We start from the raw sequence: 23,369 nt of genomic DNA on the forward strand, positions 1-23,369 counted from the left end.
CAACGCACTTTAGAGGAAAATAAACTCTTAAAAGCAAAATTGCAAGAAATGACAGAAAAAAATAAGTCTCTTGAAGAAGCATTGCAAGCAACTCAAACTCAAAACTCTGATACAGGAGACTGCATTGGAACTTTTAGAAATATGACACTTTCTTTAGCTAAAGGCTGTGGTGTTAATCTTAAAGTCTTACAAGACGATTTTGGTAAATCCATTGATTTGCTGTATAACGCAAGAAGAATTGCTGAAGAAAACAAACAAAATACTTCAGAAACACAAAACACCTTAGTAGAGGGGCTTTCTAGTATGGGAGCTAGACTTTCTGAATTTGGCGATATGATTACACAAGTACAAAATGATTTTACAGCAATTTCTGGTGTTATTGCATTAATTACAGATATTTCTGATCAAACAAACTTGCTAGCATTAAATGCCGCCATTGAAGCAGCAAGAGCTGGGGAACACGGAAGAGGATTTGCAGTCGTTGCAGATGAAGTAAGAAAACTAGCAGAGCGCACACAAAAAGCTACAAAAGAAATTGAAATGAACATACAAGTAGTCAAGCAAAATTTCTCTGAAGTGCAGACTTCCACAGAACATATTATCAAAGATATGGAAACTCTTGGTGCACAAAATGATACGCTAGAAAAAATTAATTGTTCTGCTGATGAAATCTATAATGATACTTACCAAATTCTTGTTACAACATTTATAGGACTTGTAAAACTTGATCATTTACTTTTCAAAACAAATGGCTATCGTGCAATTTTCAATGAGGATTTAGAGGCGAAATTTGTAGGACATCACGATTGTCGTTTAGGTAAATGGTATGATAGCGGAAATGGAAAGCAATTCTTTTCAATGCTTCCAAGCTACGCGAAATTAGAGCCATTCCACAAAGAAGTGCATGATAATATTGTTGCTGCACACGAGATCTTAAAACAACATGGAAACACACGCGACTGCCTAGATCAAATCTATGATTACTTCAAAAAAGCTGAAGAGGCAAGCGATGGTGTTGTCTTATGCTTAGATAATCTAGTACAAGAAAAACTCTCTTCCCTCTCTTAAAAATGGATTCCTTTTTGGAATTCCAACTTTTAAATCTTGCTACCATTAGCACTTTTTAGCTCCGCTTCCTCTGCTTCAATGGATTCTAAAATCTCCGCATAAGTTTCTAGTGATAGCTTTGCTTGCTCTTCATCAATCTTTCCCATCACATAGCCAATATGCAAAAGCACATAATCTCCAATATTAACTTCTTCTTGCATTAAATCCAAACTTGCTTCACGCATAACACCAAGTGTATCAAGCATTACCATATTATTTTCTTTATCAACAGAAATCACTTTAGAAGGTATGGCTAGACACATAATTTTGCTCCTTTTTTTGCTGTAAAAATGCGCAGAATTTCTTCAAAGATTCCTTGTTTTTGGAGGATAGCAAAAACAATGGAATCTCTTTTTTAAGTTTTGCTAAATCCTCTCTAACGCGCTCTATCTTAAAGTTAAAAATTTCTATTAAATCCGCTTTAGAAATCACCACCGCATCAGCGCACAAAAACATTGTAGGGTATTTTAGCACCTTATCATCGCCTTCTGGAGTGGACAGCAAAACAATATTCATATTTGCCCCTAAATCATAGCTTGCAGGACAAACAAGATTTCCCACATTTTCAATAAACATAAACTCTTTCAAATCTCCTTGATTGCGCAATTTTTCAAGTGCGTCTTTAATCATTAAAGCTTCTAAATGGCAAGCTTCTCCTGTGGTAATTTGATAAGCATTTACCCCAAAGCGTGCTAAACGCTCCGCATCACGATTTGTTTGCAAATCCCCTTCCACCACGCTAAAGCCTAACAACTTCTCTTTTGCGATATGCTCTAATAGCGTTGTTTTGCCACTTCCTGGGGAACTCATAAGATTTACCACAAAAACGGAATCCTTTTTGTAAATCTCGCGCAACTCCATTGCCACTTTATCATTTTTAGAAAGAATCCTCTGCCCAACTTCTATGCTTTTTATAGAGTTTTTCATCGCTATTTCCTTAGCAAAAATTACTGCATAATAGCGCATTTTTCTTTAAAGACTTGCTAAACTTTAAGCACTTCTTACTGCAAATGCGCTATTATGCGCCATTTATTTTTAGGATTATCCATGCAAAATGTTATAGAATTTTCTAATGAAGCAACACTGCCCACGCAATTTGGAGAGTTTAAAATCCGCTCTTTTAGAGAAAAAACTCATAATCACATCCTAGAACATCTTGTGATTAAAACGCAAAATTTACCACAAAATCCCCTTGTGCGTGTGCATTCAGAATGTCTAACAGGAGATGCACTTCTTAGCCTAAAATGTGATTGCGGAGACGAGTTGCACGCCACTCTAAAAAGAATCCAAAAAGAGCAAGGAATGGTGATTTATCTCCGTCAAGAAGGCAGAGGTATTGGGCTTTTTAACAAAGTTAATGCTTATGCCCTGCAAGATACAGGGCTTGACACAGTGGAAGCAAATTTAGCATTAGGCTTTAAAGAAGATGAACGCGATTATAGCGTGGTAAAATTCATCTTTGATTTTTACAAACTCACACAAATTCGCTTGCTTACCAATAATCCTAGCAAAATCAATACTTTTAAAACAATGATAAAAGTTATAAGAGAGCCAATCTTGACACAATGCAATCAACACAATTCCCACTATCTTGCTATTAAAAAAGAAAAAATGGGGCATTTACTCTAAGGAATCCAAAATGCAAACAAAAATTGATTTTAAAGAAGCCAAAGAAATTTTATACTCCCAAAACATCGCTCCATTAGGAATTGATCGCGTGTTTTTACATGATGCTTTAGGACGCATTTTAGCAAATACTATTTTAGCCCCTTCTAATATGCCAAATTTTCCGCTATCAAGAATGGATGCTTATGCGTTTAACTCCACTTTTAAGGACGCTAAGTGCTTTCAAATCCTAGCAGAAAACCCCGCTGGAAATGCGATTCCAACTTTACCCCTTGATGCCCCCTTTGCCATTAAAACTTTCACAGGAGCTAAAATTCCCAAAAATGCCGATATGCTAGCTCCCATTGAAGATTGTCAAGTGGAACAAAATAATCTCAAGCAAAATTTTCTCAAAATACACGCACTGCCACACATCGGACAACACATTCGCCAAGTGGGAGAAAACTATAAAAAAGGCGAAATGCTACTTCAAAAAGGCACACGCCTAAACGCTCATCATATAGGACTTTTAGCAAGTTTAAACCAAGTCTTTGTAGAAGTTTTCACACGCCCAAAAGTGGGAATCCTAGTAAGTGGCAATGAACTTTTAGAATTAGGCGAAATCCCAAGCAATACCCAAGATCTCTACAATACAAATGGACATTTACTGCTGGCTAAAGTGCTAGAAAATGGCGGAATCCCAAAACTATACCCCATTTTAAAAGATGACAAAGCACAAATAGAATCTAATGTGCAACTAGCCTTAGATGAATGTGATATGGTAATAAGTAGTGGTGGAGCAAGCGTTGGAGATTACGACTTTATCACAGCACTTTGCAAGAAAAGAGAAAAAGAAGTGATTTTTAAAGGAGTGCAAATCAAGCCTGGACAGCATATTATTTATGCGCATTTTAATCAAAAGCATTTTTTTGCATTACCCGGCTTTCCAAACTCCACGCTAGTAACCTTTGAACTCTTTGCTAAAGAGATTTTACTCCGTCTCTTAGGCACAAAACCAACAATCACAGCGCTTAAGATTCCACTTAATCAAAATATTAACAAAAACGATACACGCCTAGAATTTCGTGTGTGTAATGTGCGCAATCTCAATGGAAGTTTTAGCATTGATTTTCAGGGAAAGAAGGACTTCCAAAGCGCGATTTTAAATAACTTCTGTCCCCTTGATAACGCACAAGTGGGACTTTGCATTTTAGATTCCAACAAACAAAGTGGAGAGATTGTAGAAGTAATTTTGCTCTAGTGTTTTTGTGCTACTAGCCTTGCTACAAGTGCAAGGTTGGAATCTTTTTTGCGTTCTATCAATGCTTCTTCATAAAATAAAATCTCTAGATCCAAAAACGCCTTTAATAACTCATTCTTTCGCAACAAATGGTTAGAATCGCTAGCAAAGGCATTTTGCGATTCCACATTGCTTAAAGCAAAAGTTTCAAAAACCAAAATTCCACCCCTTTTTAACCCTTCAATCATATAAGGAAACAAACGCCTATCCAAAAAATAACTATTACAAATCAAATCATAACTACAAATTGGAATCCTAAATGTATCCAAATCTACACATTGTGTGTTAATCCCACTCTCGCCTTGCAACGCGTTAATTGCATAACTTGAAATATCCACACTCTCCACGCTAAAGCCACAATCACGCATAAATCTAGAATTTCTCCCCATTCCGCAAGCAATATCCAACGCCTTGCCAACTTTCGCCTTTGCAATATGCACCCTTAAAAGCTCCAAAGGCTTAATTGGAACTGGGCTTTCTTTGTGACGCATATCCCACTTTAGCGCATCACTCTCCATTAATCACAATACCGCTTCAAAATATCCCCATACGCGTCAATGCGCCTATCTCGCAAAAAGGGCCAAATGCGGCGCACATCTTCACTGCGCTTTTTATCCCACTCAAAATACAAAATCTCTTCCTTCTCCACACTTCCTAAAGCTAGCAACTCCCCTTGCGCGCCATATGCAAAGCTAGAACCCCAAAAACGGATTCCATCTATCACACCGCTAGAATCTCTCTCAAACCCCACGCGATTAATTGCTACCACAGGAATTCCATTTGCAACGCTATGCCCTCTTTGCACCGCTATCCAAGCTTTCCTTTGACGCTCTTTTTCTTCCTTGCTATCCACATCAAACCAGCCAATAGCCGTGGGATAAATCAAAATTTCAGCCCCCTTTAACGCCATAATTCTTGCCGCTTCAGGATACCACTGGTCCCAACACACAAGCACCCCAAGTTTTCCAAGGCTTGTTAAAATCGGCTCAAACCCTAAATCCCCAGGAGCGAAATAAAACTTCTCATAAAATCCCGGATCATCAGGTATGTGCATTTTGCGATACTTTCCAGCTATACTGCCATCATTTTCAAATACCACCGCAGTATTATGATACAGCCCAGCACTACGGCGTTCAAATAGCGAAGTTACAAGCACTACTCCACATTCTTTTGCCACCTTAGAAAAATATACACAATCCTTTTCAAATTCTAAAGCATAGTCAAAAAACTCCACATTCTCACTTTGGCAAAAATACTCTCCACTATGCAACTCTTGCAATAATACAAGTTTCGCACCAAGAGCTGCCGCTTCTTTAACCTTTTGCGCGGTAAAGTCTTGCGTTTTTGCCTTATTTTCCTTATATGCGTGCTGAACCAAAGCCACCTTAATCATTCTCTCCCCCTAATAATCATCGCCTTCATAGTCGCTATCATTGTTACTATAATCATCTTCATCATACAAAAATCTATCGCTATCTTCATATTCTGAACCATAACCATCATACTCTTCTTCTTCAAAATCTTCAATCTCATCTTCTTCAAAAGGTTTTGCTATTATTTTCATTTTTTATTCCTTTTTTAAAATTAAAGCAACCGCTTCACTTGCTAAACGCAATCCAAAGCTAGCTGTTACACCACTAAAGCTTCCAAGCTCCTTGCATTTAGGGACTTCTGGGCTAAACGCCACCATAAAATCCCCCTTAAATTCTCGTTTCTTAAGCTCTTCTCTAAACTTCCTTGCAAACTTATCACCATAGCTTTTCCAAATAGAAGCAAACTGAATCTCTGAAGGATCAAGTTTTTTTGCGCTCCCAGTGGAAACAAGTAAATGAGGCATTTTCTCCTTTATAAGCATCTTTTTAGGCTTGTTTGCAATCTTTAGCGCTAGAGCAACCTTTGCATCAATATCATCAATGGCATCAATTACAATATCATACACACTAAAGTCAAAATTATCAATAAAATCCTGCGTAACTTTGGAATCCAAACTTAAAATCCCCTGATATTCCTGTGATAAAACTTCCACTTTTTTACGCCCTACACCTTCAAAAGAACCAATTTGCCGATTTTGATTGCTTTCATCAAACACATCATAATCCACAATGCAAATTTTCCCAACACCTGTGCGATACAAGCAATCTAGCGCGAAACTCCCAACGCCCCCAACACCAAGCAATAACACACTAGAATTTTGTAATTTTTGGAATCCATTTTCCTTAAAAAGCAACAAAGTCCTAGCAAAACGCTTATTTTGCATCTAGCCACTCCTTAAGCCCACTTAAACGCGTGCGTGCAGTAAAATCAAGCGTGATAGGCGTAATAGAAACATAGCCTTGATTAATCGCGCTAAAATCAGAGAGTTCCCCATTTTCTCGCTCACTCCAAGCAAGCGGATGTAAGCCTAGCCAATAATACTCTTCCCCGCGTGGATTCCTATGCAAATGCGCATCATTCCCATAAGTGCGGATTCCAAGCTCTGTTATTTGCATTCCTTTGCAATCTTGTGGCTTTAATTGCGGAATATTCACATTCAAAAACTCCCTAAAGCCCAAAGGATAAGAGCTTTCAAGGATTTTTTTTGCAAGCGTATAAATGCTCTCTTTTGCAAGCGCAAAATCAAAGCCAAAATGATTTTTATCCTTTAACACTTGCGAAACTGCTAAAGATGGAATCCCGTGCAAAACACCTTCCATAGCTGCACTTGCTGTGCCAGAATAACTTACATCTTCTCCCATATTTGAGCCAATATTAATTCCACTTACAATTAAATCAGGCTTTACTCCTTCATCATAAAGCGCATTAAGTGAGAGATAAATACAATCTGTTGGACTTCCATCATCTAATTTATAAAAATCATCTTCAAGCTTAATAAAGCGCAAAGGGCGGGTTAGCGTCATTCCATGCCCGCAAGCGGATTTTTCACTTGCTGGAGCTACAATTACACAATGCCCCAAAGGGCTTAACGCTTCTTTTAGTGCTAGTAATCCCGGGGATTCATAACCATCATCATTTGTTATTAAAATGCGTTTCAAAATTTTCCTTTAAATATCAAAATAATTGCTTAAAAGTCTGTTTAAGTGCTTTTTAGCAGGCTTATTTAGAGCTTCAATCTGTCTTAATATGGAATCTTGTAAGAGCTTTGCATTCTCTCTTGCACCATCTAAACCTAGCAAATTCACATAACTATTTTTCGCGCTATCATTATGCGTAGGCTTCCCCGCTTCTTGCGTGCTTTGCGTGGAGTCAATCACATCATCACGGATTTGAAAAAACAATCCCAAATCTAAACCTAACTGATACAAGCTTCTGCGCGTTTTTTTATCACACTCTGCAATCATCGCTCCCATTTCAAAAGAAGCAGCGATTAACTTTGCTGTTTTATTTAAGTGGATAACCCTAAGTTGTTCCAAAGGCAGTTTTTCTCCTTCAAAGTGGCAATCTAACGCTTGTCCTAGCACCATTCCATAGATTCCACCATTATAGCTTAAGGACTCTATAAGTTTAATCTTTATCTTTGGCTTTAACTTAGAAGTTGCAATTAAATAAAACGCTTGTGTATTTAACCCATCGCCTGCTAAAATTGCTAAAGCTTCATCGTATTTTTTATGCAGAGTCACACAACCACGCCTAAATGGCGCATTATCCATTGCTGGCAAATCATCATGTATTAAAGAATAAGTGTGCAAAATTTCTAGCGCAAGTGCTGGCGCGAAGGCTAACTTCACATTTTCTACCTTATAACTTGCTACAATGCTTAAAAGTAACTTAGGACGGAATCGCTTTCCACCATTTAGCACAATTTCCCAAAGCGCGTTTTCATAATTTGGATGAAAATTTGGAATTTTTGGAGAACTCTCCTTTAAATACACTTCAAATTCTTTAAAAACTAAATCTAGTGTCTTCACTTAAAAGCCCCTGTGTTAGAGAAATTTGCGACTCCCCCACTCCTTTATCATTTACATCAATAAAAAACTGAAAATCATCGCGTGAGATTAACCAACGCTGTTTTTTATCTGCATATTCCCCCAACAAGTGGATAATCGCGTCATTCCCCCTTGGTGCATCGTGCTGATTTACACGCAACACCCTATCGCCAACCCTCAAGCGTTCAAAGCCGTCCTTGGCGTCCCTACCCACATAAGTAATCACAAAATTATCACTCACACCAATATGCACGCGTGAGAAAAAATTATCAGGCAGCAGCATTCCACCACGCAGCTTATCTACTTGCGCTTGCACTTCCATACTTACACCATTACGCTTAATTTGCACAGGCACAACTAAGCCTTTTTTTAAGTCAAACACCACACGCCGAAAACTTGCTAAATTTGAAATCATCTCCCCATTAATAGAAGTAATCACATCACCATATTTAAAAGGATTCTTTTTAAAGAAGGGATCAACTACACTCACTTCTACACCACTTGCATTTTCCACCACACGCACGCCAATATCCCCATAATAAACAGAATCGCTATTAACAAATCTATCCAAATACGCCTTTTCTATAAAGGCATTTCCACCAATTCCGATTCCATATATATGATCGCAAATCGTGCTAATTAAGCTATTTTGAAAAGTCGGAGTATTAAGCGTTGCAAAATCAATAGGGCTTTGCATTCTTGTTGCAATCTTACCACTTACGCTATCTTTTGGATTCACACTTGCCATTTCATCTTCTAAAATTTCTTTATTAATTATCTTAAGATTTATCGGCTCTAACGCCCCTTTAGATTCTAAAAGATACATTCCTACAAAAGGATCGTGCTTTAGCACCTTATAGCCACGCGGCTCTTGCTTGGGAGAATACACAAACAACACCGCCTTTGTTCCTAAAGAATCAATCGCAACTCCATAAGTGCTTCCCACACGCTCCATAGACAAAGCCGCCCTTTTTTCACACGCCTTAAAATCATATGCAAAACTAGAAACACCAAAACACAATAACCCAGCAATAACACTTTTAAAAACTCTCATAATCACCCCTTTAACGGAAAATCGCCCAAGTTTCCAAGCATTTGCATTGCCATATTTTTGCGATTAGATTCCACACTTTTTAGCACATCATTTAACGCAATCATTAACAAAATCTGCAAAGATTCCTTATCCTCAAATAAGGAATCATCAATGCTAATATCAATAATTTCACCTTCACCATTTGCGCTTACACTCACCAAACCACCACCACTTTTAGCACTTAGCACAACTTCTTTATTTGCTTCTTGTGCATTTTGAAACTTTTCTTGTAAATCGCCTAGCGTTTTTGCCAGCTCTTTTGGATCAAACATTTCCTAACTCCTTTTTAATCGCTACAATTTGATTATTTTCATCTACTAAAACAACTTTGGGCTCATAGCCTTTAAGCTCATCTTGCGTGTATTGCGCATACGCCATTACAATAATCTTATCCCCCACTTGCACCTTGCGTGCTGCTGCTCCATTTAAGCACATATCTCCACTTTTACCTGTGATTACATAAGTAGAAAACCGCTCTCCATTATTAATATTAACAATATCCACCTTTTGCCCCTCTACTAATCCTGCTGCTTGCATCAAAGCAATATCAATTGTAATAGAACCCACATAATTCAAATTTGCATCACTCACACTTGCGCGATGGATTTTGCTATATAACATCGTAAGATTCACAACTCATTCCTTGCTTAACTTCAAAATTTCAGTATTTTAGCACAAGAAGCAACCACAACGCAAACAAAAAGCATAACCACTTCACATTTATTTTAGCTTTTCAAAGTAAAATACACCCCAAGTTTTCAAGGAGAATCTTTGCAATATTATCTAAAAGCCCTTTTAAAATATGGAATCTTAAATGCACTAAGCCTTGTGTTTTTAGCCTGTTCAGCCACTCTCCCGGATTCAAAATCCCTAACAAACTCTTTACAATCAGAGTTTAACAACACTAGCTTAATTAGTCTAAATAACTCTAATGCTAAAAAACTAACCACAAACCCAAAGGAACAAATAGAACTTTTATTTTTAGATTCCAACTTAAATGCACTTTTTGATCTTGCTCTAAGCAAAAATTTAGATTTACAAATCGCGCAAGCAAGAATTTTGCAAGCGCAATCCCAACTAAAAAGCGCTTGGGGCTCTTTATTCCCACAAATTAATAGCACACTTAATACAAGCACAAACCACACACGCACAGACACAACCCCCACTCTAAAAACCCACACAAACAACACACAAATAGGTGCGACACTCTCTTGGGAGCTTGATCTTTTTGGCAGATTAAGACACACCAAAAACGCTAAAGAATCTCTTTACCAAAAATCCATACAAGACTTAGAAAACGCTAAAATCACTCTATTTGCCGATATTGCTACACTTTATTTTACCCTACTTGAAACACAGCAAAATTTAATTTTAACCAAAGAAAACATAACCCACTACCAAGAAGCCCTAGAGCTCACGCGCCTAAAAGTAGAAAATGGCTTGCTTGATAGCACAGAACTTTTTGAAAAACAAGATTTATTAACACAAGAACAAAACACACTAGAAACACTAAAAAGCCTTGAAGTAGAGAGCAAAAATGCGCTTTTAATTCTTTTAGATTTAGATTCCAACCTTCTACCCTTTAAAATCTCCCAAACTCTACCCACGCCAAAAATATATTTTAACCTTACAAATCTCCCAGCAGATACGCTACTTTCTCGCCCTGATATTAAGGCTTCACTCTTAAGTCTCCACGCACAAATCTACACAAAGGCAAACGCAAAGGCAAGTTTATTTCCTATTATTTCCATTAGCGCAAATATTAATGAAATTTTAGATTCTAGCACACAAGCAAGTGGTAATCTCGCTTGGGGGCTTGCAAGCTCGCTTAGTGCGCCTATTTTAAATCGCACACAACTCACCCAAAACTACTTTTTGCAAGATGCGCTTTTAAAAGAATCTTATTTAATACTCCAAAAATCCCTAAAAAATGCATTTTTTGAAATTGAAAATGCAAGCTTTAATGTAAAGAGCGCACACACCCAGCTCCAAAACAGCCAAAAACGCCTAGAAAATGCACAAAATTACTATAATTTTTCCCTAAATCGCCACTCCATAGGCTTAATTGATTTAAGAGAACACTCCCTAAATAGCGCTTCTTTAAACAATGCCAAAAAATCCCTAAACACAGCACATAGTGAGAATCTAAAAACACTCATTAGCCTTTATAAAGCCTTTGGAGGAAACTTAAATTTACAAAAGGATTTTAATGCAAACCCCTAAAGAAATCTTAAACACACTAAATCCCAAGCGTAACTACAAAAAGCTTTTCATTATCATCTCAAGCACAGCTTTAAGCGCACTTTTGCTTATAATGCTTTTATTTTGGCTAAAAAACAAAGAGCCAAATTACACCTACACTACACAGCCTGCTAAAATTGGGGATATACAAACTTCCATTAGCGCAAATGGCACACTATCCCCCACACACGAAGTTTCAATTGGTTCTGTGATTTCTGGGATTGTGCTTGAAGTGCTTGTTGATGTAAATGATGAAGTCAGCAAAGGGCAAATCTTAGCAAAAATTGATAGTGAAAGCATTGAGCAAAACTTATTACGCCTTGAAGCACAGCTTGCAAGCGCCAAAGCCCAACTAAAAAGCGCGCAAGTCAATTTAGATGAAAAAAAATGGCAATACCAGCAACTCCAAACACTCCATCAAAAAACACAAGGTAAAACTCCTTCAAAGCTAGATCTACAAAGCGCCAAAACCGCTTATAACGCAGCGCTTAGTGAAGTTGGAATCAAAGAAGCAAGCATCACAGAGATTGAAACTTCTATCCGCTCCACACAAGTAGATTTAAAAAACGCCCATATCACAACTCCCATTGATGGGGTAGTGCTTAGTCGCTCCATTGAAGTGGGGCAAAGTGTAGCAGCTAGTTTTCAAGCTCCTGAATTTTTTATCATCGCAGAAAGCTTAGAAGAAATGGAGCTTAATGTTAGCATCTCTGAAGCAGATATTGGCAAGGTTGCAATAGGACAGGAAGTGCATTTTAGCGTAGATTCCTATCCAAATAAAACCTTTAGCGCTAAGGTTGATCGCGTGAATTTTGGCGCAAATGAAAGCACAGATAATATTGTATCCTATGAAGCACGCATTAGTGTAGATAACAAAGACTTGCTATTACGCCCAGGAATGAGCGCCACTGCTGACATCACAACAAAAAGTGTCAAAAACGCTCTACTTATTCCAGCAAGCGCATTATACTTTTCCCCTAGCACACAAGAAATAAAAAAACAAAAAAGTAGCTTTAATCCCTTTGGTTCAATGCGCCGCCCAAAAAGCAACACCACACAAAAGCAAGCAAACTCTAGTGTATGGATTTTAGAAAACAAAATCCCAAAAGAAATCCCCATTGAAGTTGGTATTAGCGATGGAATTTTCACACAAATCTTTAGCGATTCTATCACACAAGGCACAGAAATTATTCTCTCCCAAAGAATAGAAAAATGACAGAATTTATCACCTTAGAAAATCTCCATAAAACCTATGGCAAGCCACCAAACACCTTTGAAGCCTTGCGTGGCGTGAATCTTTCCATCACACAAGGAGAGTTTGTAGCACTTATGGGACCTAGCGGAAGCGGCAAAAGCACGCTAGCAAATATTCTAGGTTGCTTAGACAGCCCTACAAGTGGAATCTATAATTTTTGTGGCGTAAATATAAGCACCCTAAACCTTAAGCAAAAAGCACTTTTGCGCCGCAATTACATCGGCTTCATCTTTCAAGGCTTTAATCTACTTCCACGCACAACAGCCCTAGAAAATGTAGAACTCCCCTTGCTTTATCGCCAAATCCCAAGAAAAGAAAGGCTAAAAAGCGCTATGGAAGCTCTAGCAATGGTAGGCTTAGAACAATGGCACAACCACCAAAGCAACGCCCTAAGTGGTGGGCAACAACAGCGCGTAGCAATCGCAAGAGCCATTGTTTCTAAGCCCTTATTCTTACTTGCTGATGAACCCACAGGAAACCTTGATACAACGCGCAGTGTAGAGATTATGGAAATCTTAAAGCAGCTAAATATGGAATCTAAAATCACAATTTTAATGGTAACACATGAGCCAGAAATGGCGCAATACTCCACACGCAAAATTGAATTTTTAGATGGTAAAATCAAAAGTGATTCTTCTACAAAATCCAATCCAAGGGGAATCTAATGCTTCTAAATGCTTTTTTTCTAGCCTTCCGCCAAATCAAGCGTAACTTTTTGCGCTCCCTTCTAACAATGCTAGGAATCATCATTGGAGTTAGCGCAGTGATTATTATGATAACACTTGGTAATGGCACAACACAGGTTGTAACACAACGCATTAGTAGCCTTGGTAGCAATATCTTGTTAGTTTTTCCCGCACGCACGCAAAACATCGGTGGAATCGGTAGAAAACAATTTAGCCTAAATGAAATTAAAGCCCTAAATCTACAAATAGCGCATCTAGCACGCGCCATCGCCCCACTATCTTCTACTTCAGCTCTTGCGCAATTCCACAAAGAAAACACTCAAACACAAATCCAAGGCATAGATTCCGCCTATTTTCTAGCCACAAACTGGGCAATCACTAGCGGAAGGGAATTTGAAGCAAGTGATTATAGAGCAGGAAGTAATGTTTGCATTATTGGAAAAAGCGTGCAAAAAAATCTTTTTGACAAAAGCTCTACAAACCCCCTAGGAAGCAGAATCAAACTTAATAATATCGTATGTGAATGTATAGGAATCCTAGAAGAAAAGGGGCAAGGCGCTATGGGCAACGATCAAGATGATGTGATTTTACTCCCCTTAAAAACCTATCAAAGAAGCATTTTAAAATCAAGCTCACTTTATAATATCTCACGCATTATGATTTCCCTAAAAGATAATGTAGATTCCACACAAGCACTCGCACAAATCACAGACACATTACGCCAAATCCGCAACATTAGAAGCGGGCAAAAAGACGATTTTGAAATAATGGACACTAAGCAAATTATAAATATTATGCAAAACACCACTTCCACACTCACATTATTTTTAAGCGCGATAGCAGGTGTTAGCCTAATTGTAGGTGGAATTGGGATTATGAACATTATGCTAGTTTCTGTAACAGAGCGCACAAAAGAAATCGGCACGCGCATAGCCATAGGCGCATTACAAAGTGAAGTGCTTTTACAATTTTTAATAGAAGCTCTAACCCTAAGCGCGCTTGGCGGAATCGTAGGGATTATCTTAGCATTCTTTCTTGCATTTGGAATTTGCCAAATTATGGACTTACCCTTTGTCTTTGATTACACAATTGCATTTATTGCCTTTTTGTTTTCTGCCTGCATAGGGATTTTATTTGGCTATCTCCCAGCAAGACGCGCTTCAAGGCTAAACCCTATTGATGCCCTAAGACATGAATAAATAAATTAAACATCGTAACAACATCACTTTTATCTTGTAAATTATGTGTTTATAAATATCCTTATAGATACTTGCATACAATGCCCATCTATATCGCACACCCGACATAATATGCCTTGTCGCATAAGCCTCATACAGTTACTTTCAATCCAGTGCTTTTTATTATCCAAAACCTAAGATTATCAAAATTTAATAGTTACATTATTTCTCATTGACTAATTTACTGTAAATAATGTGCCTTTTTCGTGAATATTGTGCATTAAAAAATCATATAAAACAGATAAATCCTTACCACTTGATAAAAACATTTCCTTTTGATTTTCTAACAAAAACTTTGCTGCTTTAAGTTTTGTTACGATTCCACCTGTAGCAAAAGCGTTATTTGGCGATGCTTCTGCACAAAGCTCATCATTAGAGATTTCTGTTACCACTTTTCGCATTTTTGCATTAGGATTCTCTTTTGGATTTTCTTCAAAATATGCATCAATATCACTTAAAATTGCCAATAATCGCGCACCAAAAAAATGTGCTACATGCGCTGAAAGTTGATCATTATCCCCAAAACCTAGATATTTTAGCTCCCCTGTTGCAATCACATCATTTTCATTAATGATAGGCAATACCTTATTTGCAAGCAAAACTTCCATTGCATTGCGCGCATTATGGGTATGTTTTCTAGAGTCAAAATCATAAGCAGTAAGCAGCATTTGTGCAGTTATAATATTATATTTCCTAAAAATATCTGCATAAATTTCCATCAATAAAGGCTGTCCAATAGCCGCTAAGGCTTGTTTATTACTAAGATTTTCTTTATCTAGTTTTACTTCTGTATATCCAGCAGCTACTGCACCAGAACTTACCAAAATCACTTCATAAACACTTCTAAGCTTTGCAATTAATTGTGCCAAAGCTTTAATCCGCTCTAAATTAATGCTTTGGTTTTCTACCAAAATCGCACTGCCAACCTTAATAACTATTCTATTGTTTTTTTTATTTTCTTCTATTTTATTTTTTTGCATTTTTCATTCTTTAGATTCTCTTAGGCTTGCATAAAGCAAATGCTTTAGGGATTCTACATTTTCGCCACTAACACTTGAAGCTCCTAGCACAAAAAGCGGTTTTGAAAAATCAAATTTCACACTAAAATCATTTGCTTCTTTTTGAATAAAACAATTTGGAATTTGAGCGTGTTTTTTAAGATTGCATTCTAAGTGCTTTACAAAAGACTCTACAAGCTCTCCTGCATTCTCCACTGCATCACTTTTTGAAAACATAATACCAAAAGGGCGATTTTCAAGCTTTTTGCTAAACTTACTCACTTCTAAGCGCAACACACTAAATTGCTCTTGTATATCTCTATAATTTGCCAAATCCAAAACAAAAAGCAAAAATTGTGTTCGCTCAATATGGCGCAAAAACTCAATTCCTAATCCCTTCCCTTCACTTGCACCACCGATAATCCCAGGAATATCAGCAATCACAAAAGATTGATAATCCCCTACATTTACAATACCAAGACTTGGAATTAAAGTAGTAAATTCATAATTTGCAATTTCTGGTTTCGCATTAGATAGCACCGATACAAGCGTGGATTTGCCAACATTTGGAAATCCCACAAGTCCAACATCTGCAATAAGTTTTAGCTCCAAGCGGAGAATTTTTTCAATCCCGGGTAAGCCTTTTTGTGCATAAGTTGGGCGTTGATTTGTAGCACTTTTAAAATGCACATTCCCTAGCCCTCCTTTGCCACCTTCTAAAAATAACACTTTTTGTGATTCATCCAATAAATCTAAAAGCAACTCACCACTTTGACTATCAAAAACTTGAGTTCCAGGTGGCACAACAATAACTAAATTCTCACCCTTTTTTCCATACTTATTGCGTCCCTCTCCTGGGCGTCCATTTTGCGCCTTAAAATGTTTGTGTCCTCTAAAATGCGAAAGTGTATCTGTATTTCTATCTACTTGAAAATACACATTTCCGCCCTTGCCACCATCGCCCCCATCAGGACCTCCATTAATGACAAATTTTTCACGGCGAAACGAAACTGCACCTTCTCCACCTTTACCAGAGGATACAAAGATTTCAACACGATCAACAAACATTAAATTACCTTAAAAACGAAAAATTTAAGATTCCAACTTTGGAATCTTAAAAATGTAGAAAGCTTAAGAAGCTGGGAGAATAGAAACTTTTTTGCGATTTCTATCTTTTCTTTCAAAAGAAACAATTCCATCAATTAATGCAAAAATTGTGTGATCCTTACCCATTCCTACATTATTTCCGGGATGCACTTTTGTCCCTCTTTGACGGATAATAATATTTCCCGCACGCACAAACTGCCCTCCAAACTTTTTAACACCTAAACGGCGTCCCGCAGAATCGCGGTTATTCTGGGTGCTACCCTGACCTTTCTTGTGTGCCATTCTAACTCCTTAAATGCTGCAATCTAGCCTGAGATTTTAACAACACGCACACGCGTAAAATCTCTTCTAAAACCGCGCTTAGTTTTGCTGTCTTTTCTACGGCGTTTCTTAAAAGTAATGACTTTTTTGCCTCTGCCCTCATTGATAACCTCAAGCTCAACTTTTGCACCACTCACATAAGGCGCACCAAGCTTAATATCATCTCCATTACAGATGGCTAAAACTTCAGCTACTTCAACTTTTGACTTTGGCTCAAGGTTTAAGCAATCTAGCAAAATAATATCACCTTCGCTCACCTTGTATTGTTTGCCTCCATTCGCAATGATTGCATACATATACAATTCCTTAAAATTTGAAGTTATTTTTATTAAGAACTAATAAAAGGCTGGATTCTATCTTAATTTTTATTAATAAAACTTTAATCTACAAGCGCAATACATTCAATCTCTACAAGTGCATTTTTTGGCAAAGTTTTCACTCCAATAGTGCTTCTAGCTGGCTTATGCTCCCCAAAAAATTCCGCATAAATTGCATTTACAATTCCAAAATCATCCATATTGCTTAAAAAAATCGTTGTTTTAATAACCTTATCCATACTACTATTTCCAGCTTTTAGAACTTCTTTTAGATTATTTAGCACTTGTTTTGTTTGCGTGCTAATATCGCCTTGCAACTCCCCTTGTGGAGTAAGCCCAATTTGCCCCGAAGTATAAAGCATTCCATTTGCCTTAATTGCCTGAGAATAAGGACCAATAGCTTGTGGCGCATTTTGCGTTGTGATAATTTCCATTAGATTTTCCTTTACTTTTTAACATAATTTATTATAGAATTATAGCTCATTTCATTTTTAAGGATTCCTTTATGCAATCACTTTTAAAAATTTTTACTGCTGGCATTCTTAGTCTTAGCACAACAGCTTTATATGCTGATAATTTTGTCTCTCCAAAGCCACCTAAAAAACACGCATCCATTTCACCTTTAACACCTTTTGATGAAGCATTAAAAAGAGAGATGCAAAAATATCCTAAGGATTCTGCGTTTTTTATTGATGGGAGAACAGGCAAAATTATTTCCGTAAATAAACTTCCCAAAAAATTATCAAAACCAGCTCTAAAACCGGCTCCAAAACATCCGCACAAAGTTGCACCAAAACCCAAAAAAGCACCAAAAATTCCTTATGAGATGCAAGAAGAACGCATTGAGCTTTTACAATAGGCACTTTTATGGTAGAAGTTGAATTTTTAGGTCCACTTGGCAATCAAACCCACACAAGCAACGCCACAACCTTACACGCCTTAAAAGAGGAACTTCAAGCAATCCCAGAGATTAATGCTTGGCTAAAAGACTGCGCAATTGCTCTTAATAATACAATCATCTCTTCTTTGGATACTCCCATTAAAGATGGCGATAAAATCGCCCTACTTCCTCCAGTGTGTGGCGGATAATGCAAGATTCTTTATTAATCTTTGAGGGCGCATTAAACACAACAGAAATCTATACAAAATGGTGTGCTTTTGGAGCGGAGAATAACTTCGGAGCAAATGCGATTTTTACTGGAATTGTGCGTGCTGAAAATGATTGTGAAGGCTTGAGCTTTGATATTTACACTCCCCTTTTAGAACAATGGTTTAATGCGTGGTGCAAAAAAGCGCAAAAGCACGATACTTATCTAAAAATGGCGCATTCAAAAGGTGATGTCCTTAATCACCAAAGCTCTTATATGGCGGGAGTTTTTAGCTCCCAAAGACGCGCAACACTAGGGATTTTTGAAGATTTTATTGAAGATTTTAAGCACAATGCGCCCATTTGGAAATATGATTTAAAAAACAATCAACGCATTTACGCAAAAGAGCGCAGCCATCATCTCCCACATAGCGGACTTTTAAGTGGCTAATATGGAATCCAAAAAGGCATTATAATGCGTGCAATTGCATTTACGGGAAATTCCAATAGTGGCAAAACAACTCTTATTGAAAAACTTGCCCTTTACCTAAGAGAAAATGCGCCATACAAACGCATAGCAATCATTAAACACGATCCAAAGGATAAGGCACAGCTTGACACACAAGGAAAGGATTCCGCGCGTTTTTTTGAAAGTGGCGCAGATGTGGTAATTCTAGGAAACACACAAACAACTTTGCGTTTTCATAAAGCCTTAAGTATAGAATCCATAAAGACACAATTTAGCAGTTATGATTATCTTTTTGTAGAGGGCTTAAAGGAATTGCCTTTACCTAGGATTTGCGTGGCTAGAGATTTTTTTGATACACGCTTTTTACCCTTTATTCAAGCAATTGCTATAGATTCTAGCATCAAAAAAGAATCACTAGCTTCCTATAAACTTCAAATTCTAGATTTAGACAACCCTTTAGCAATACTAGAATGGATTAATACTTTTATCAAGGATATAGAATGAAACAAGCAAAAATAGGAATCCTAACTCTATCAGATCGCGCAAGTGCAGGGATTTACGAAGATATTTCAGGTAAGGCAATTTTAGAAACTCTACAAGAATATCTTATCACTCCATTTACTTATAGTTACTGCGTGATTGCTGATGATTTAGAACTCATTAAAGAGCAACTCATTGCACTTGCAGATAAAGAACAATGTGATTTGATTGTAACCACAGGTGGCACAGGTCCCGCTCCACGCGATGTTACACCAGAAGCCACAGAAGCGGTATGTGAGAAAATGCTCCCCGGATTTGGCGAACTTATGCGCCAAACTAGTCTAAAATATGTCCCAACAGCAATTTTATCACGCCAAAGTGCAGGAATTTACCACAAAAGCTTAATTATCAATCTCCCGGGCAAACCAAAATCCATCAGAGAATGTTTAGACGCAGTTTTTCCTGCTGTGCCTTATTGCCTTGATTTAATCGGTGCAGCGTATTTGAAAACAAATCCAGAAGTTATTAAAGCATTCCGCCCGAAGTCTTAAGGGCTAGTTTGCAATAATGTATGCTTTTAAAATTTTTTGCTCTTTTATAGGTTTATCTGCATAATCTGTTGGTGTATATTCTATTTTGCGCAATGTCTTAAAACTCTCTTCTTGGTGCTGTTTGCTAATCTCTCCAAAAATTGTATGCTTTCCATTTAAATGAGAAGCGCGTTTTGTAGTAATAAAAAATTGACTTCCATTGGTATTAGCCCCTGCATTTGCCATCGCTAAAATCCCGGCTCTATCAAAGGCATATCCCTTTGTAATTTCATCTTCAAAATCTTTTCCCCAAATAGACTCACCACCAAGCCCTGTTCCTGTTGGATCTCCTCCTTGAATCATAAACTGACGAATTACGCGATGAAAAAGAATTCCATTATAATATCCATTGTTAATATGTGTAACAAAGTTTTCCACTGCTTTTGGCGCAACTTGCGGAAATAATTCTAAAGTGATTTTGCCAGAAGTTGTCTCTAACACCGCTTGAATAACTTTAGCTTCTTGTGTATTCTTAATTTCTTGATCATTTTTAGCTTCTTGTGCATTTAAAAATACTGCACTAAAAACACTAAGCAAAAAGAGAATTAACGCTCTCATCATTATTTATCCTTCTAATCACTTCAGCAAACAAAGGCGCAACGCTTAAGATTTTAATCTTTTCACAACTCTGTTGCAATGGAATTGTATCTGTAACAATCACCTCATCAATCTCACTATTTGCAATTCTATCATAGGCTGGACCACTAAAAACAGCGTGTGTGCCAAGCGCAATCACACTTGTTGCACCCTTTTGTTTAAAGGCGCTTGCAGCCTTAACCATTGTGCCAGCAGTATCAATCATATCATCAATTAAAATTACATCCTTACCTTCCACACTTCCAATAACATTCATTACTTCACTTTCGTTTGCTTTTTCGCGTCTTTTATCAACTATAACAATATCAAGCCCTAAAAGTTTTGCAAAATATCTAGCACGCGCAACGCCTCCAATATCAGGACTTGCTACAATTGGATTTTTCAGATTTTTAGCAACAATATGCTCCTTAAATACAATAGAACCATAAAGGTTATCCACGGGAATATCAAAAAAGCCTTGGATTTGCCCAGCGTGTAAATCCATCGTAATTAAACGCGTAATTCCAGCGCATTGCAATAAGTCTGCAACGAGTTTTGCAGTAATTGGCACGCGTGGAGCTGCCTTTCTATCTTGTCTTGCATAGCCAAAATAAGGCATAATCGCATAAATGCTTTTTGCAGAACTTCGTTTTAGAGCATCTACCATTATTAATAATTCCATTAAATTATCGTTTGTTGGCGCACAAGTTGGCTGAATAATAAAAACATCTTTACCGCGCACACTCTCACATAAACGCACACTAATCTCTCCATCACTAAAACGCGCAACTTCCGCTTTAGATAACTCAATATCTAAAACTCTAGCAACATTATTAGAAAACTCCTTATGCGCACTCCCCGTAAAAACTCTAAAATCTTGCATAAACAAGCCCTTTTGTGTGAAATAAAACGCAAATTATAAACTTTAAAAACTTAAATGTTTTGCCTTTTCGTAAAAGGTTTTAAAAATTCTGCTAAAATTACTACTTTTAAATTTTTGAAGGACAAAAATGCACACACCCCCCAAACAAAGTATCATAGAAACATTACAAAACAGCTCCCCACAAGAGATAGAAGCTTTTTGCAATGCGCGTTTTCAAAACAATCTAAATTTTTTTAAAACAGCAAACTATACTAATCTTTTTGAAGCGTTGCAAACTCCAGCTAAAGAATATCAACTCTATATTGGACAAGAAGGCGTTAATATTTTAAATTTCAAACAAAACACCTTTATGTATGCGATGACTGATGGCAAATCCTCAATGCTAGAAACACACAAATATTGCGCTTATAATCCTCCAATCAATGAAAAATGGAATCGCATTTTTGGAGATAAACCTTCTTTTGTGGATGATACATTTCCCTATAGTCAAATACTAGTAAATGGAATTTTAAACTATATGCTTGAAAATAGTAGCATTGCTGACTATCACCTACCTAGTGATTTTCTGCCAAGCTTAAATCTTTTTGGCTTAGGTGGCGGAATCTTTTTGCAAATTTTAATTGAAAATTATGCAACAATCCATAATTTTTTCATTTTTGAAGAATCTTTAGATTTATTTAGAATCGCTTGTTTTTTTGTGGATTTTTCCTTGCTTTTTAGTAAAACGCAAAATCAAGCTGGCTATATTTTTTTAGAAAGCATAATGAAAAAAGAATATATCCAAAACTTTTTTTTAACGCGCAAAATAAGCACTTCTTTGGTAAGATTTGAATTAATGTTTTACCAAACACCCATAACACAAAATGCGCGTGATATTGTTTTTGAAGTGCATTCTCAAACAATGCGTGGTTGGGGAACTTTTGAAGATGAAATGCGCGGGATTACTAATAAACTTGCCTTTCCTATTAAAAAAATACTTACCAAGCCAAAGAGAGTTAATGCTCCAATTTGCGTGGTTGCAAATGGACCAAGTCTTGATTTTTTGCTTCCTTTTATTAAGGAAAATAAAAACAAAATGATTATTTTTAGTTGCGGAACCGCGCTTAAACCTTTGTTAAACTATGGAATCAAGCCAGATTTTCAAATTGAAATTGAACGTCACAATTATCTAGCTGAAGTTTTAAAATCTGCCCCATTAGATGATATTCCTTTAATTGCTGCAAGTGTGCTTGATGAAAACGCAAAAAAAGTTGCCAAAGAGCTTTATTTGTTTGAACGAGATGGAAGCAGTGCGGCAAATTTAAACGCGCCAAGCTTTAAAGTGCAATTTACTGCACCTCTTGTGGGTAATGCTGGAGCAGCGTTAGCAAGTTATTTAGGCAGTGATGTGATTTTATGCGGATTAGATTGTGGCTATAAAAAAGGTTCTAGCAAGCACGCTCAAAACTCTTATTATGGAGAAGAAGAAAAAGAAATCCCAAAAGACGCTTATCTTGTTAGCGGAAACTTTAGCGATGATATTTATTCAGACGCGCTATTTTCGCTCTCAAAGGCAGCCTTAGAAGAGGCATTTAGAGCTTTAAAACCTTTTCATATTTTAAATTTAAGTGATGGAGCAAGGATTAATGGAGCGCTCCCTACCCATCACGAAGAATTTGAATTAAAAACCATTGACAAAAAAACTGCCCTAAAACAAATCAAATCCCTTTTTAAAGATCCCAAAAAAGAAAGTTTCTACACAAAAGAAACGCAAAAATACATTTTTGAAATTCTTGCTTTTAAAAACAAAATGCACGATATTTTTAAGATTCAAGTTACTTCCAAACAAAACTTATTTACAGCCCTAGATAAAGCTTATGGCGTAATGGCAAAAGAAACACTTAATAACCCTTTTATTAGCATACTTTTTGGCGGAACTCTAAGCCACTTTTTATACGCTCTTGCCTTTTGCGCCTTGCATATTCCGCATAACAATATGCAAAACCTTTGGGAAAAGGGTGGCGAACTTTATCTTATAGCAATGGATAAAATGCTAGAATCTTTGCGCGAAACACTTTTTGCAAAAAGTGGAACACTGATTGCTTAAAACACAA

31 protein-coding genes and 1 pseudogene are annotated in these 23,369 nt (G+C 37.1%); 14 read left to right on the plus strand and 18 right to left on the minus strand.

What is annotated here, in order from left to right; all coding sequences use genetic code 11:
- Nucleotides 1-303: 303 nt before the first annotated feature.
- Both IP358_RS05500 and IP358_RS05505 read left to right on the plus strand, forming a co-directional pair.
- A pseudogene (locus IP358_RS05500) lies at nucleotides 304-618 on the plus strand (methyl-accepting chemotaxis protein); the annotation flags it as partial.
- Nucleotides 610-1,068: a CZB domain-containing protein gene (locus tag IP358_RS05505; RefSeq protein WP_248613401.1), complete on the plus strand. Its 459-nt coding sequence runs from the start codon at nucleotides 610-612 to the stop codon at nucleotides 1,066-1,068. The pseudogene IP358_RS05500 and the gene IP358_RS05505, both read left to right, overlap by 9 nt.
- A 29-nt stretch (nucleotides 1,069-1,097) precedes the next feature.
- On the opposite strand, the gene IP358_RS05510 is transcribed toward IP358_RS05505, so the two are convergent.
- Both IP358_RS05510 and hypB read right to left on the minus strand, forming a co-directional pair.
- Complete coding sequence (locus IP358_RS05510) at nucleotides 1,098-1,370, minus strand: HypC/HybG/HupF family hydrogenase formation chaperone (protein ID WP_006802588.1); 273 nt, start codon at nucleotides 1,368-1,370, stop codon at nucleotides 1,098-1,100.
- The gene (gene hypB, locus IP358_RS05515; RefSeq protein ID WP_040498529.1) at nucleotides 1,348-2,034 is read right to left on the minus strand and encodes a hydrogenase nickel incorporation protein HypB; all 687 of its coding nucleotides are present in this window, start codon (nucleotides 2,032-2,034) and stop codon (nucleotides 1,348-1,350) included. Before hypB ends, IP358_RS05510 begins: the two co-directional genes overlap by 23 nt.
- A 120-nt stretch (nucleotides 2,035-2,154) precedes the next feature.
- On the opposite strand from hypB, the gene ribA reads away from it, so the two are divergent.
- Nucleotides 2,155-2,736, plus strand: coding sequence for a GTP cyclohydrolase II (gene ribA, locus IP358_RS05520; RefSeq protein WP_006802590.1), 582 nt, complete (start codon nucleotides 2,155-2,157; stop codon nucleotides 2,734-2,736).
- Nucleotides 2,737-2,746: 10 nt separating this feature from the next.
- The gene (locus tag IP358_RS05525) at nucleotides 2,747-3,973 is read left to right on the plus strand and encodes a molybdopterin molybdotransferase MoeA (RefSeq protein ID WP_006802591.1); all 1,227 of its coding nucleotides are present in this window, start codon (nucleotides 2,747-2,749) and stop codon (nucleotides 3,971-3,973) included.
- Here the strand turns inward: IP358_RS05525 and IP358_RS05530 are convergent.
- The 9 genes from IP358_RS05530 to panD are packed head-to-tail and all read right to left on the minus strand — an operon-like array spanning nucleotide 3,970 to nucleotide 9,661.
- Entirely contained in the window at nucleotides 3,970-4,503 is a 534-nt protein-coding gene (locus tag IP358_RS05530) for a class I SAM-dependent methyltransferase (RefSeq protein WP_248613390.1), read from the minus strand. The genes IP358_RS05525 and IP358_RS05530 overlap by 4 nt on opposite strands.
- A 26-nt stretch (nucleotides 4,504-4,529) precedes the next feature.
- Nucleotides 4,530-5,405 carry a carbon-nitrogen hydrolase gene (locus IP358_RS05535; protein ID WP_006802593.1) on the minus strand — a complete coding sequence of 292 codons (876 nt, stop codon included), beginning with the start codon at nucleotides 5,403-5,405 and terminating at the stop codon, nucleotides 4,530-4,532.
- Between the two features lie 9 nt (nucleotides 5,406-5,414).
- Nucleotides 5,415-5,576: a hypothetical protein gene (locus IP358_RS05540; RefSeq protein ID WP_006802594.1), complete on the minus strand. Its 162-nt coding sequence runs from the start codon at nucleotides 5,574-5,576 to the stop codon at nucleotides 5,415-5,417.
- Nucleotides 5,577-5,579: 3 nt separating this feature from the next.
- Nucleotides 5,580-6,269: a tRNA cyclic N6-threonylcarbamoyladenosine(37) synthase TcdA gene (locus IP358_RS05545; RefSeq protein WP_006802595.1), complete on the minus strand. Its 690-nt coding sequence runs from the start codon at nucleotides 6,267-6,269 to the stop codon at nucleotides 5,580-5,582.
- Entirely contained in the window at nucleotides 6,259-7,044 is a 786-nt protein-coding gene (surE, locus tag IP358_RS05550; protein ID WP_006802596.1) for a 5'/3'-nucleotidase SurE, read from the minus strand. Before surE ends, IP358_RS05545 begins: the two co-directional genes overlap by 11 nt.
- Before the next feature lie 9 nt (nucleotides 7,045-7,053).
- On the minus strand, nucleotides 7,054-7,917 hold the full coding sequence (locus IP358_RS05555; RefSeq protein WP_006802597.1) for a polyprenyl synthetase family protein: 864 nt from the start codon (nucleotides 7,915-7,917) through the stop codon (nucleotides 7,054-7,056).
- Nucleotides 7,892-8,989, minus strand: a complete 1,098-nt coding sequence (locus IP358_RS05560; protein ID WP_006802598.1) for a DUF7488 domain-containing protein — start codon at nucleotides 8,987-8,989, stop codon at nucleotides 7,892-7,894. The genes IP358_RS05555 and IP358_RS05560 overlap by 26 nt, the downstream gene beginning before the upstream one ends.
- Nucleotides 8,990-8,991: 2 nt before the next feature.
- Nucleotides 8,992-9,300 (minus strand): YbaB/EbfC family nucleoid-associated protein, encoded by a 309-nt coding sequence (locus IP358_RS05565; protein ID WP_006802599.1) that lies wholly within the window; start codon nucleotides 9,298-9,300, stop codon nucleotides 8,992-8,994.
- Nucleotides 9,293-9,661 (minus strand): aspartate 1-decarboxylase, encoded by a 369-nt coding sequence (gene panD, locus IP358_RS05570; protein WP_006802600.1) that lies wholly within the window; start codon nucleotides 9,659-9,661, stop codon nucleotides 9,293-9,295. The genes IP358_RS05565 and panD overlap by 8 nt, the downstream gene beginning before the upstream one ends.
- A 138-nt stretch (nucleotides 9,662-9,799) precedes the next feature.
- On the opposite strand from panD, the gene IP358_RS05575 reads away from it, so the two are divergent.
- The 4 genes from IP358_RS05575 to IP358_RS05590 are packed head-to-tail and all read left to right on the plus strand — an operon-like array spanning nucleotide 9,800 to nucleotide 14,409.
- Complete coding sequence (locus IP358_RS05575) at nucleotides 9,800-11,251, plus strand: TolC family protein (protein ID WP_006802601.1); 1,452 nt, start codon at nucleotides 9,800-9,802, stop codon at nucleotides 11,249-11,251.
- Complete coding sequence (locus IP358_RS05580) at nucleotides 11,238-12,485, plus strand: efflux RND transporter periplasmic adaptor subunit (RefSeq protein WP_006802602.1); 1,248 nt, start codon at nucleotides 11,238-11,240, stop codon at nucleotides 12,483-12,485. The genes IP358_RS05575 and IP358_RS05580 overlap by 14 nt, the downstream gene beginning before the upstream one ends.
- Complete coding sequence (locus IP358_RS05585; protein WP_006802603.1) at nucleotides 12,482-13,189, plus strand: ABC transporter ATP-binding protein; 708 nt, start codon at nucleotides 12,482-12,484, stop codon at nucleotides 13,187-13,189. The genes IP358_RS05580 and IP358_RS05585 overlap by 4 nt, the downstream gene beginning before the upstream one ends.
- Nucleotides 13,189-14,409: an ABC transporter permease gene (locus tag IP358_RS05590; RefSeq protein WP_006802604.1), complete on the plus strand. Its 1,221-nt coding sequence runs from the start codon at nucleotides 13,189-13,191 to the stop codon at nucleotides 14,407-14,409. The genes IP358_RS05585 and IP358_RS05590 overlap by 1 nt, the downstream gene beginning before the upstream one ends.
- A 215-nt stretch (nucleotides 14,410-14,624) precedes the next feature.
- Here IP358_RS05590 and proB read toward each other — a convergent pair whose 3' ends face one another.
- From proB to IP358_RS05615, 5 genes are all read right to left on the minus strand, one after another.
- Entirely contained in the window at nucleotides 14,625-15,428 is an 804-nt protein-coding gene (gene proB, locus IP358_RS05595; RefSeq protein WP_006802605.1) for a glutamate 5-kinase, read from the minus strand.
- Between the two features lie 3 nt (nucleotides 15,429-15,431).
- Complete coding sequence (obgE, locus tag IP358_RS05600; protein WP_006802606.1) at nucleotides 15,432-16,514, minus strand: GTPase ObgE; 1,083 nt, start codon at nucleotides 16,512-16,514, stop codon at nucleotides 15,432-15,434.
- A 63-nt stretch (nucleotides 16,515-16,577) separates the two neighbouring features.
- Nucleotides 16,578-16,835, minus strand: coding sequence for a 50S ribosomal protein L27 (gene rpmA, locus IP358_RS05605; RefSeq protein ID WP_006802607.1), 258 nt, complete (start codon nucleotides 16,833-16,835; stop codon nucleotides 16,578-16,580).
- A 23-nt stretch (nucleotides 16,836-16,858) separates the two neighbouring features.
- Nucleotides 16,859-17,170 carry a 50S ribosomal protein L21 gene (rplU, locus tag IP358_RS05610; RefSeq protein WP_006802608.1) on the minus strand — a complete coding sequence of 104 codons (312 nt, stop codon included), beginning with the start codon at nucleotides 17,168-17,170 and terminating at the stop codon, nucleotides 16,859-16,861.
- An 83-nt stretch (nucleotides 17,171-17,253) separates the two neighbouring features.
- A complete protein-coding gene (locus IP358_RS05615) occupies nucleotides 17,254-17,625 on the minus strand; it encodes a RidA family protein (RefSeq protein ID WP_006802609.1) in 372 nt (123 codons plus the stop codon).
- 71 nt (nucleotides 17,626-17,696) lie between these two features.
- On the opposite strand from IP358_RS05615, the gene IP358_RS05620 reads away from it, so the two are divergent.
- From IP358_RS05620 to mog, 5 genes are read left to right on the plus strand one after another with little or no spacing between them, the layout of a single operon-like run.
- Nucleotides 17,697-18,050 (plus strand): hypothetical protein, encoded by a 354-nt coding sequence (locus IP358_RS05620; RefSeq protein ID WP_006802610.1) that lies wholly within the window; start codon nucleotides 17,697-17,699, stop codon nucleotides 18,048-18,050.
- Between the two features lie 8 nt (nucleotides 18,051-18,058).
- Nucleotides 18,059-18,280, plus strand: coding sequence for a MoaD/ThiS family protein (locus tag IP358_RS05625; protein WP_006802611.1), 222 nt, complete (start codon nucleotides 18,059-18,061; stop codon nucleotides 18,278-18,280).
- Nucleotides 18,280-18,729 (plus strand): molybdopterin synthase catalytic subunit, encoded by a 450-nt coding sequence (locus IP358_RS05630; protein WP_006802612.1) that lies wholly within the window; start codon nucleotides 18,280-18,282, stop codon nucleotides 18,727-18,729. The genes IP358_RS05625 and IP358_RS05630 overlap by 1 nt, the downstream gene beginning before the upstream one ends.
- A 24-nt stretch (nucleotides 18,730-18,753) precedes the next feature.
- On the plus strand, nucleotides 18,754-19,251 hold the full coding sequence (gene mobB / locus IP358_RS05635; protein WP_006802613.1) for a molybdopterin-guanine dinucleotide biosynthesis protein B: 498 nt from the start codon (nucleotides 18,754-18,756) through the stop codon (nucleotides 19,249-19,251).
- Nucleotides 19,248-19,778, plus strand: a complete 531-nt coding sequence (gene mog, locus IP358_RS05640; RefSeq protein WP_006802614.1) for a molybdopterin adenylyltransferase — start codon at nucleotides 19,248-19,250, stop codon at nucleotides 19,776-19,778. The genes mobB and mog overlap by 4 nt, the downstream gene beginning before the upstream one ends.
- A gap of 3 nt (nucleotides 19,779-19,781) precedes the next feature.
- On the opposite strand, the gene IP358_RS05645 is transcribed toward mog, so the two are convergent.
- On the minus strand, nucleotides 19,782-20,375 hold the full coding sequence (locus IP358_RS05645) for a peptidylprolyl isomerase (RefSeq protein ID WP_040498663.1): 594 nt from the start codon (nucleotides 20,373-20,375) through the stop codon (nucleotides 19,782-19,784).
- Entirely contained in the window at nucleotides 20,347-21,276 is a 930-nt protein-coding gene (locus tag IP358_RS05650; RefSeq protein ID WP_006802616.1) for a ribose-phosphate pyrophosphokinase, read from the minus strand. The genes IP358_RS05645 and IP358_RS05650 overlap by 29 nt, the downstream gene beginning before the upstream one ends.
- A gap of 127 nt (nucleotides 21,277-21,403) precedes the next feature.
- On the opposite strand from IP358_RS05650, the gene IP358_RS05655 reads away from it, so the two are divergent.
- The gene (locus IP358_RS05655) at nucleotides 21,404-23,362 is read left to right on the plus strand and encodes a motility associated factor glycosyltransferase family protein (protein WP_006802617.1); all 1,959 of its coding nucleotides are present in this window, start codon (nucleotides 21,404-21,406) and stop codon (nucleotides 23,360-23,362) included.
- Nucleotides 23,363-23,369 lie beyond the last annotated feature (7 nt).

It is taken from the genome of Helicobacter winghamensis ATCC BAA-430, from assembly GCF_028751035.1.
Lineage (GTDB): Bacteria > Campylobacterota > Campylobacteria > Campylobacterales > Helicobacteraceae > Helicobacter_D > Helicobacter_D winghamensis.

Coding starts and splice junctions, on each gene's coding strand:
- IP358_RS05525 (WP_006802591.1), top strand. CDS start 2,747: ATGCAAACAAAAATTGATTTTAAAGAAGCCAAAGAAATTTTATACTCC.
- IP358_RS05650 (WP_006802616.1), bottom strand. CDS start 21,276: ATGCAAGATTTTAGAGTTTTTACGGGGAGTGCGCATAAGGAGTTTTCT.
- hypB (WP_040498529.1), bottom strand. CDS start 2,034: ATGAAAAACTCTATAAAAAGCATAGAAGTTGGGCAGAGGATTCTTTCT.
- IP358_RS05535 (WP_006802593.1), bottom strand. CDS start 5,405: ATGATTAAGGTGGCTTTGGTTCAGCACGCATATAAGGAAAATAAGGCA.
- IP358_RS05590 (WP_006802604.1), top strand. CDS start 13,189: ATGCTTCTAAATGCTTTTTTTCTAGCCTTCCGCCAAATCAAGCGTAAC.
- IP358_RS05580 (WP_006802602.1), top strand. CDS start 11,238: ATGCAAACCCCTAAAGAAATCTTAAACACACTAAATCCCAAGCGTAAC.
- obgE (WP_006802606.1), bottom strand. CDS start 16,514: ATGTTTGTTGATCGTGTTGAAATCTTTGTATCCTCTGGTAAAGGTGGA.
- rpmA (WP_006802607.1), bottom strand. CDS start 16,835: ATGGCACACAAGAAAGGTCAGGGTAGCACCCAGAATAACCGCGATTCT.
- IP358_RS05630 (WP_006802612.1), top strand. CDS start 18,280: ATGCAAGATTCTTTATTAATCTTTGAGGGCGCATTAAACACAACAGAA.
- IP358_RS05540 (WP_006802594.1), bottom strand. CDS start 5,576: ATGAAAATAATAGCAAAACCTTTTGAAGAAGATGAGATTGAAGATTTT.
- mobB (WP_006802613.1), top strand. CDS start 18,754: ATGCGTGCAATTGCATTTACGGGAAATTCCAATAGTGGCAAAACAACT.
- IP358_RS05620 (WP_006802610.1), top strand. CDS start 17,697: ATGCAATCACTTTTAAAAATTTTTACTGCTGGCATTCTTAGTCTTAGC.
- proB (WP_006802605.1), bottom strand. CDS start 15,428: ATGCAAAAAAATAAAATAGAAGAAAATAAAAAAAACAATAGAATAGTT.
- IP358_RS05615 (WP_006802609.1), bottom strand. CDS start 17,625: ATGGAAATTATCACAACGCAAAATGCGCCACAAGCTATTGGTCCTTAT.
- IP358_RS05560 (WP_006802598.1), bottom strand. CDS start 8,989: ATGAGAGTTTTTAAAAGTGTTATTGCTGGGTTATTGTGTTTTGGTGTT.
- IP358_RS05510 (WP_006802588.1), bottom strand. CDS start 1,370: ATGTGTCTAGCCATACCTTCTAAAGTGATTTCTGTTGATAAAGAAAAT.
- IP358_RS05585 (WP_006802603.1), top strand. CDS start 12,482: ATGACAGAATTTATCACCTTAGAAAATCTCCATAAAACCTATGGCAAG.
- IP358_RS05505 (WP_248613401.1), top strand. CDS start 610: ATGGAAACTCTTGGTGCACAAAATGATACGCTAGAAAAAATTAATTGT.
- IP358_RS05655 (WP_006802617.1), top strand. CDS start 21,404: ATGCACACACCCCCCAAACAAAGTATCATAGAAACATTACAAAACAGC.
- rplU (WP_006802608.1), bottom strand. CDS start 17,170: ATGTATGCAATCATTGCGAATGGAGGCAAACAATACAAGGTGAGCGAA.
- IP358_RS05565 (WP_006802599.1), bottom strand. CDS start 9,300: ATGTTTGATCCAAAAGAGCTGGCAAAAACGCTAGGCGATTTACAAGAA.
- IP358_RS05645 (WP_040498663.1), bottom strand. CDS start 20,375: ATGAGAGCGTTAATTCTCTTTTTGCTTAGTGTTTTTAGTGCAGTATTT.
- mog (WP_006802614.1), top strand. CDS start 19,248: ATGAAACAAGCAAAAATAGGAATCCTAACTCTATCAGATCGCGCAAGT.
- IP358_RS05530 (WP_248613390.1), bottom strand. CDS start 4,503: ATGCGTCACAAAGAAAGCCCAGTTCCAATTAAGCCTTTGGAGCTTTTA.
- ribA (WP_006802590.1), top strand. CDS start 2,155: ATGCAAAATGTTATAGAATTTTCTAATGAAGCAACACTGCCCACGCAA.
- IP358_RS05545 (WP_006802595.1), bottom strand. CDS start 6,269: ATGCAAAATAAGCGTTTTGCTAGGACTTTGTTGCTTTTTAAGGAAAAT.
- IP358_RS05625 (WP_006802611.1), top strand. CDS start 18,059: ATGGTAGAAGTTGAATTTTTAGGTCCACTTGGCAATCAAACCCACACA.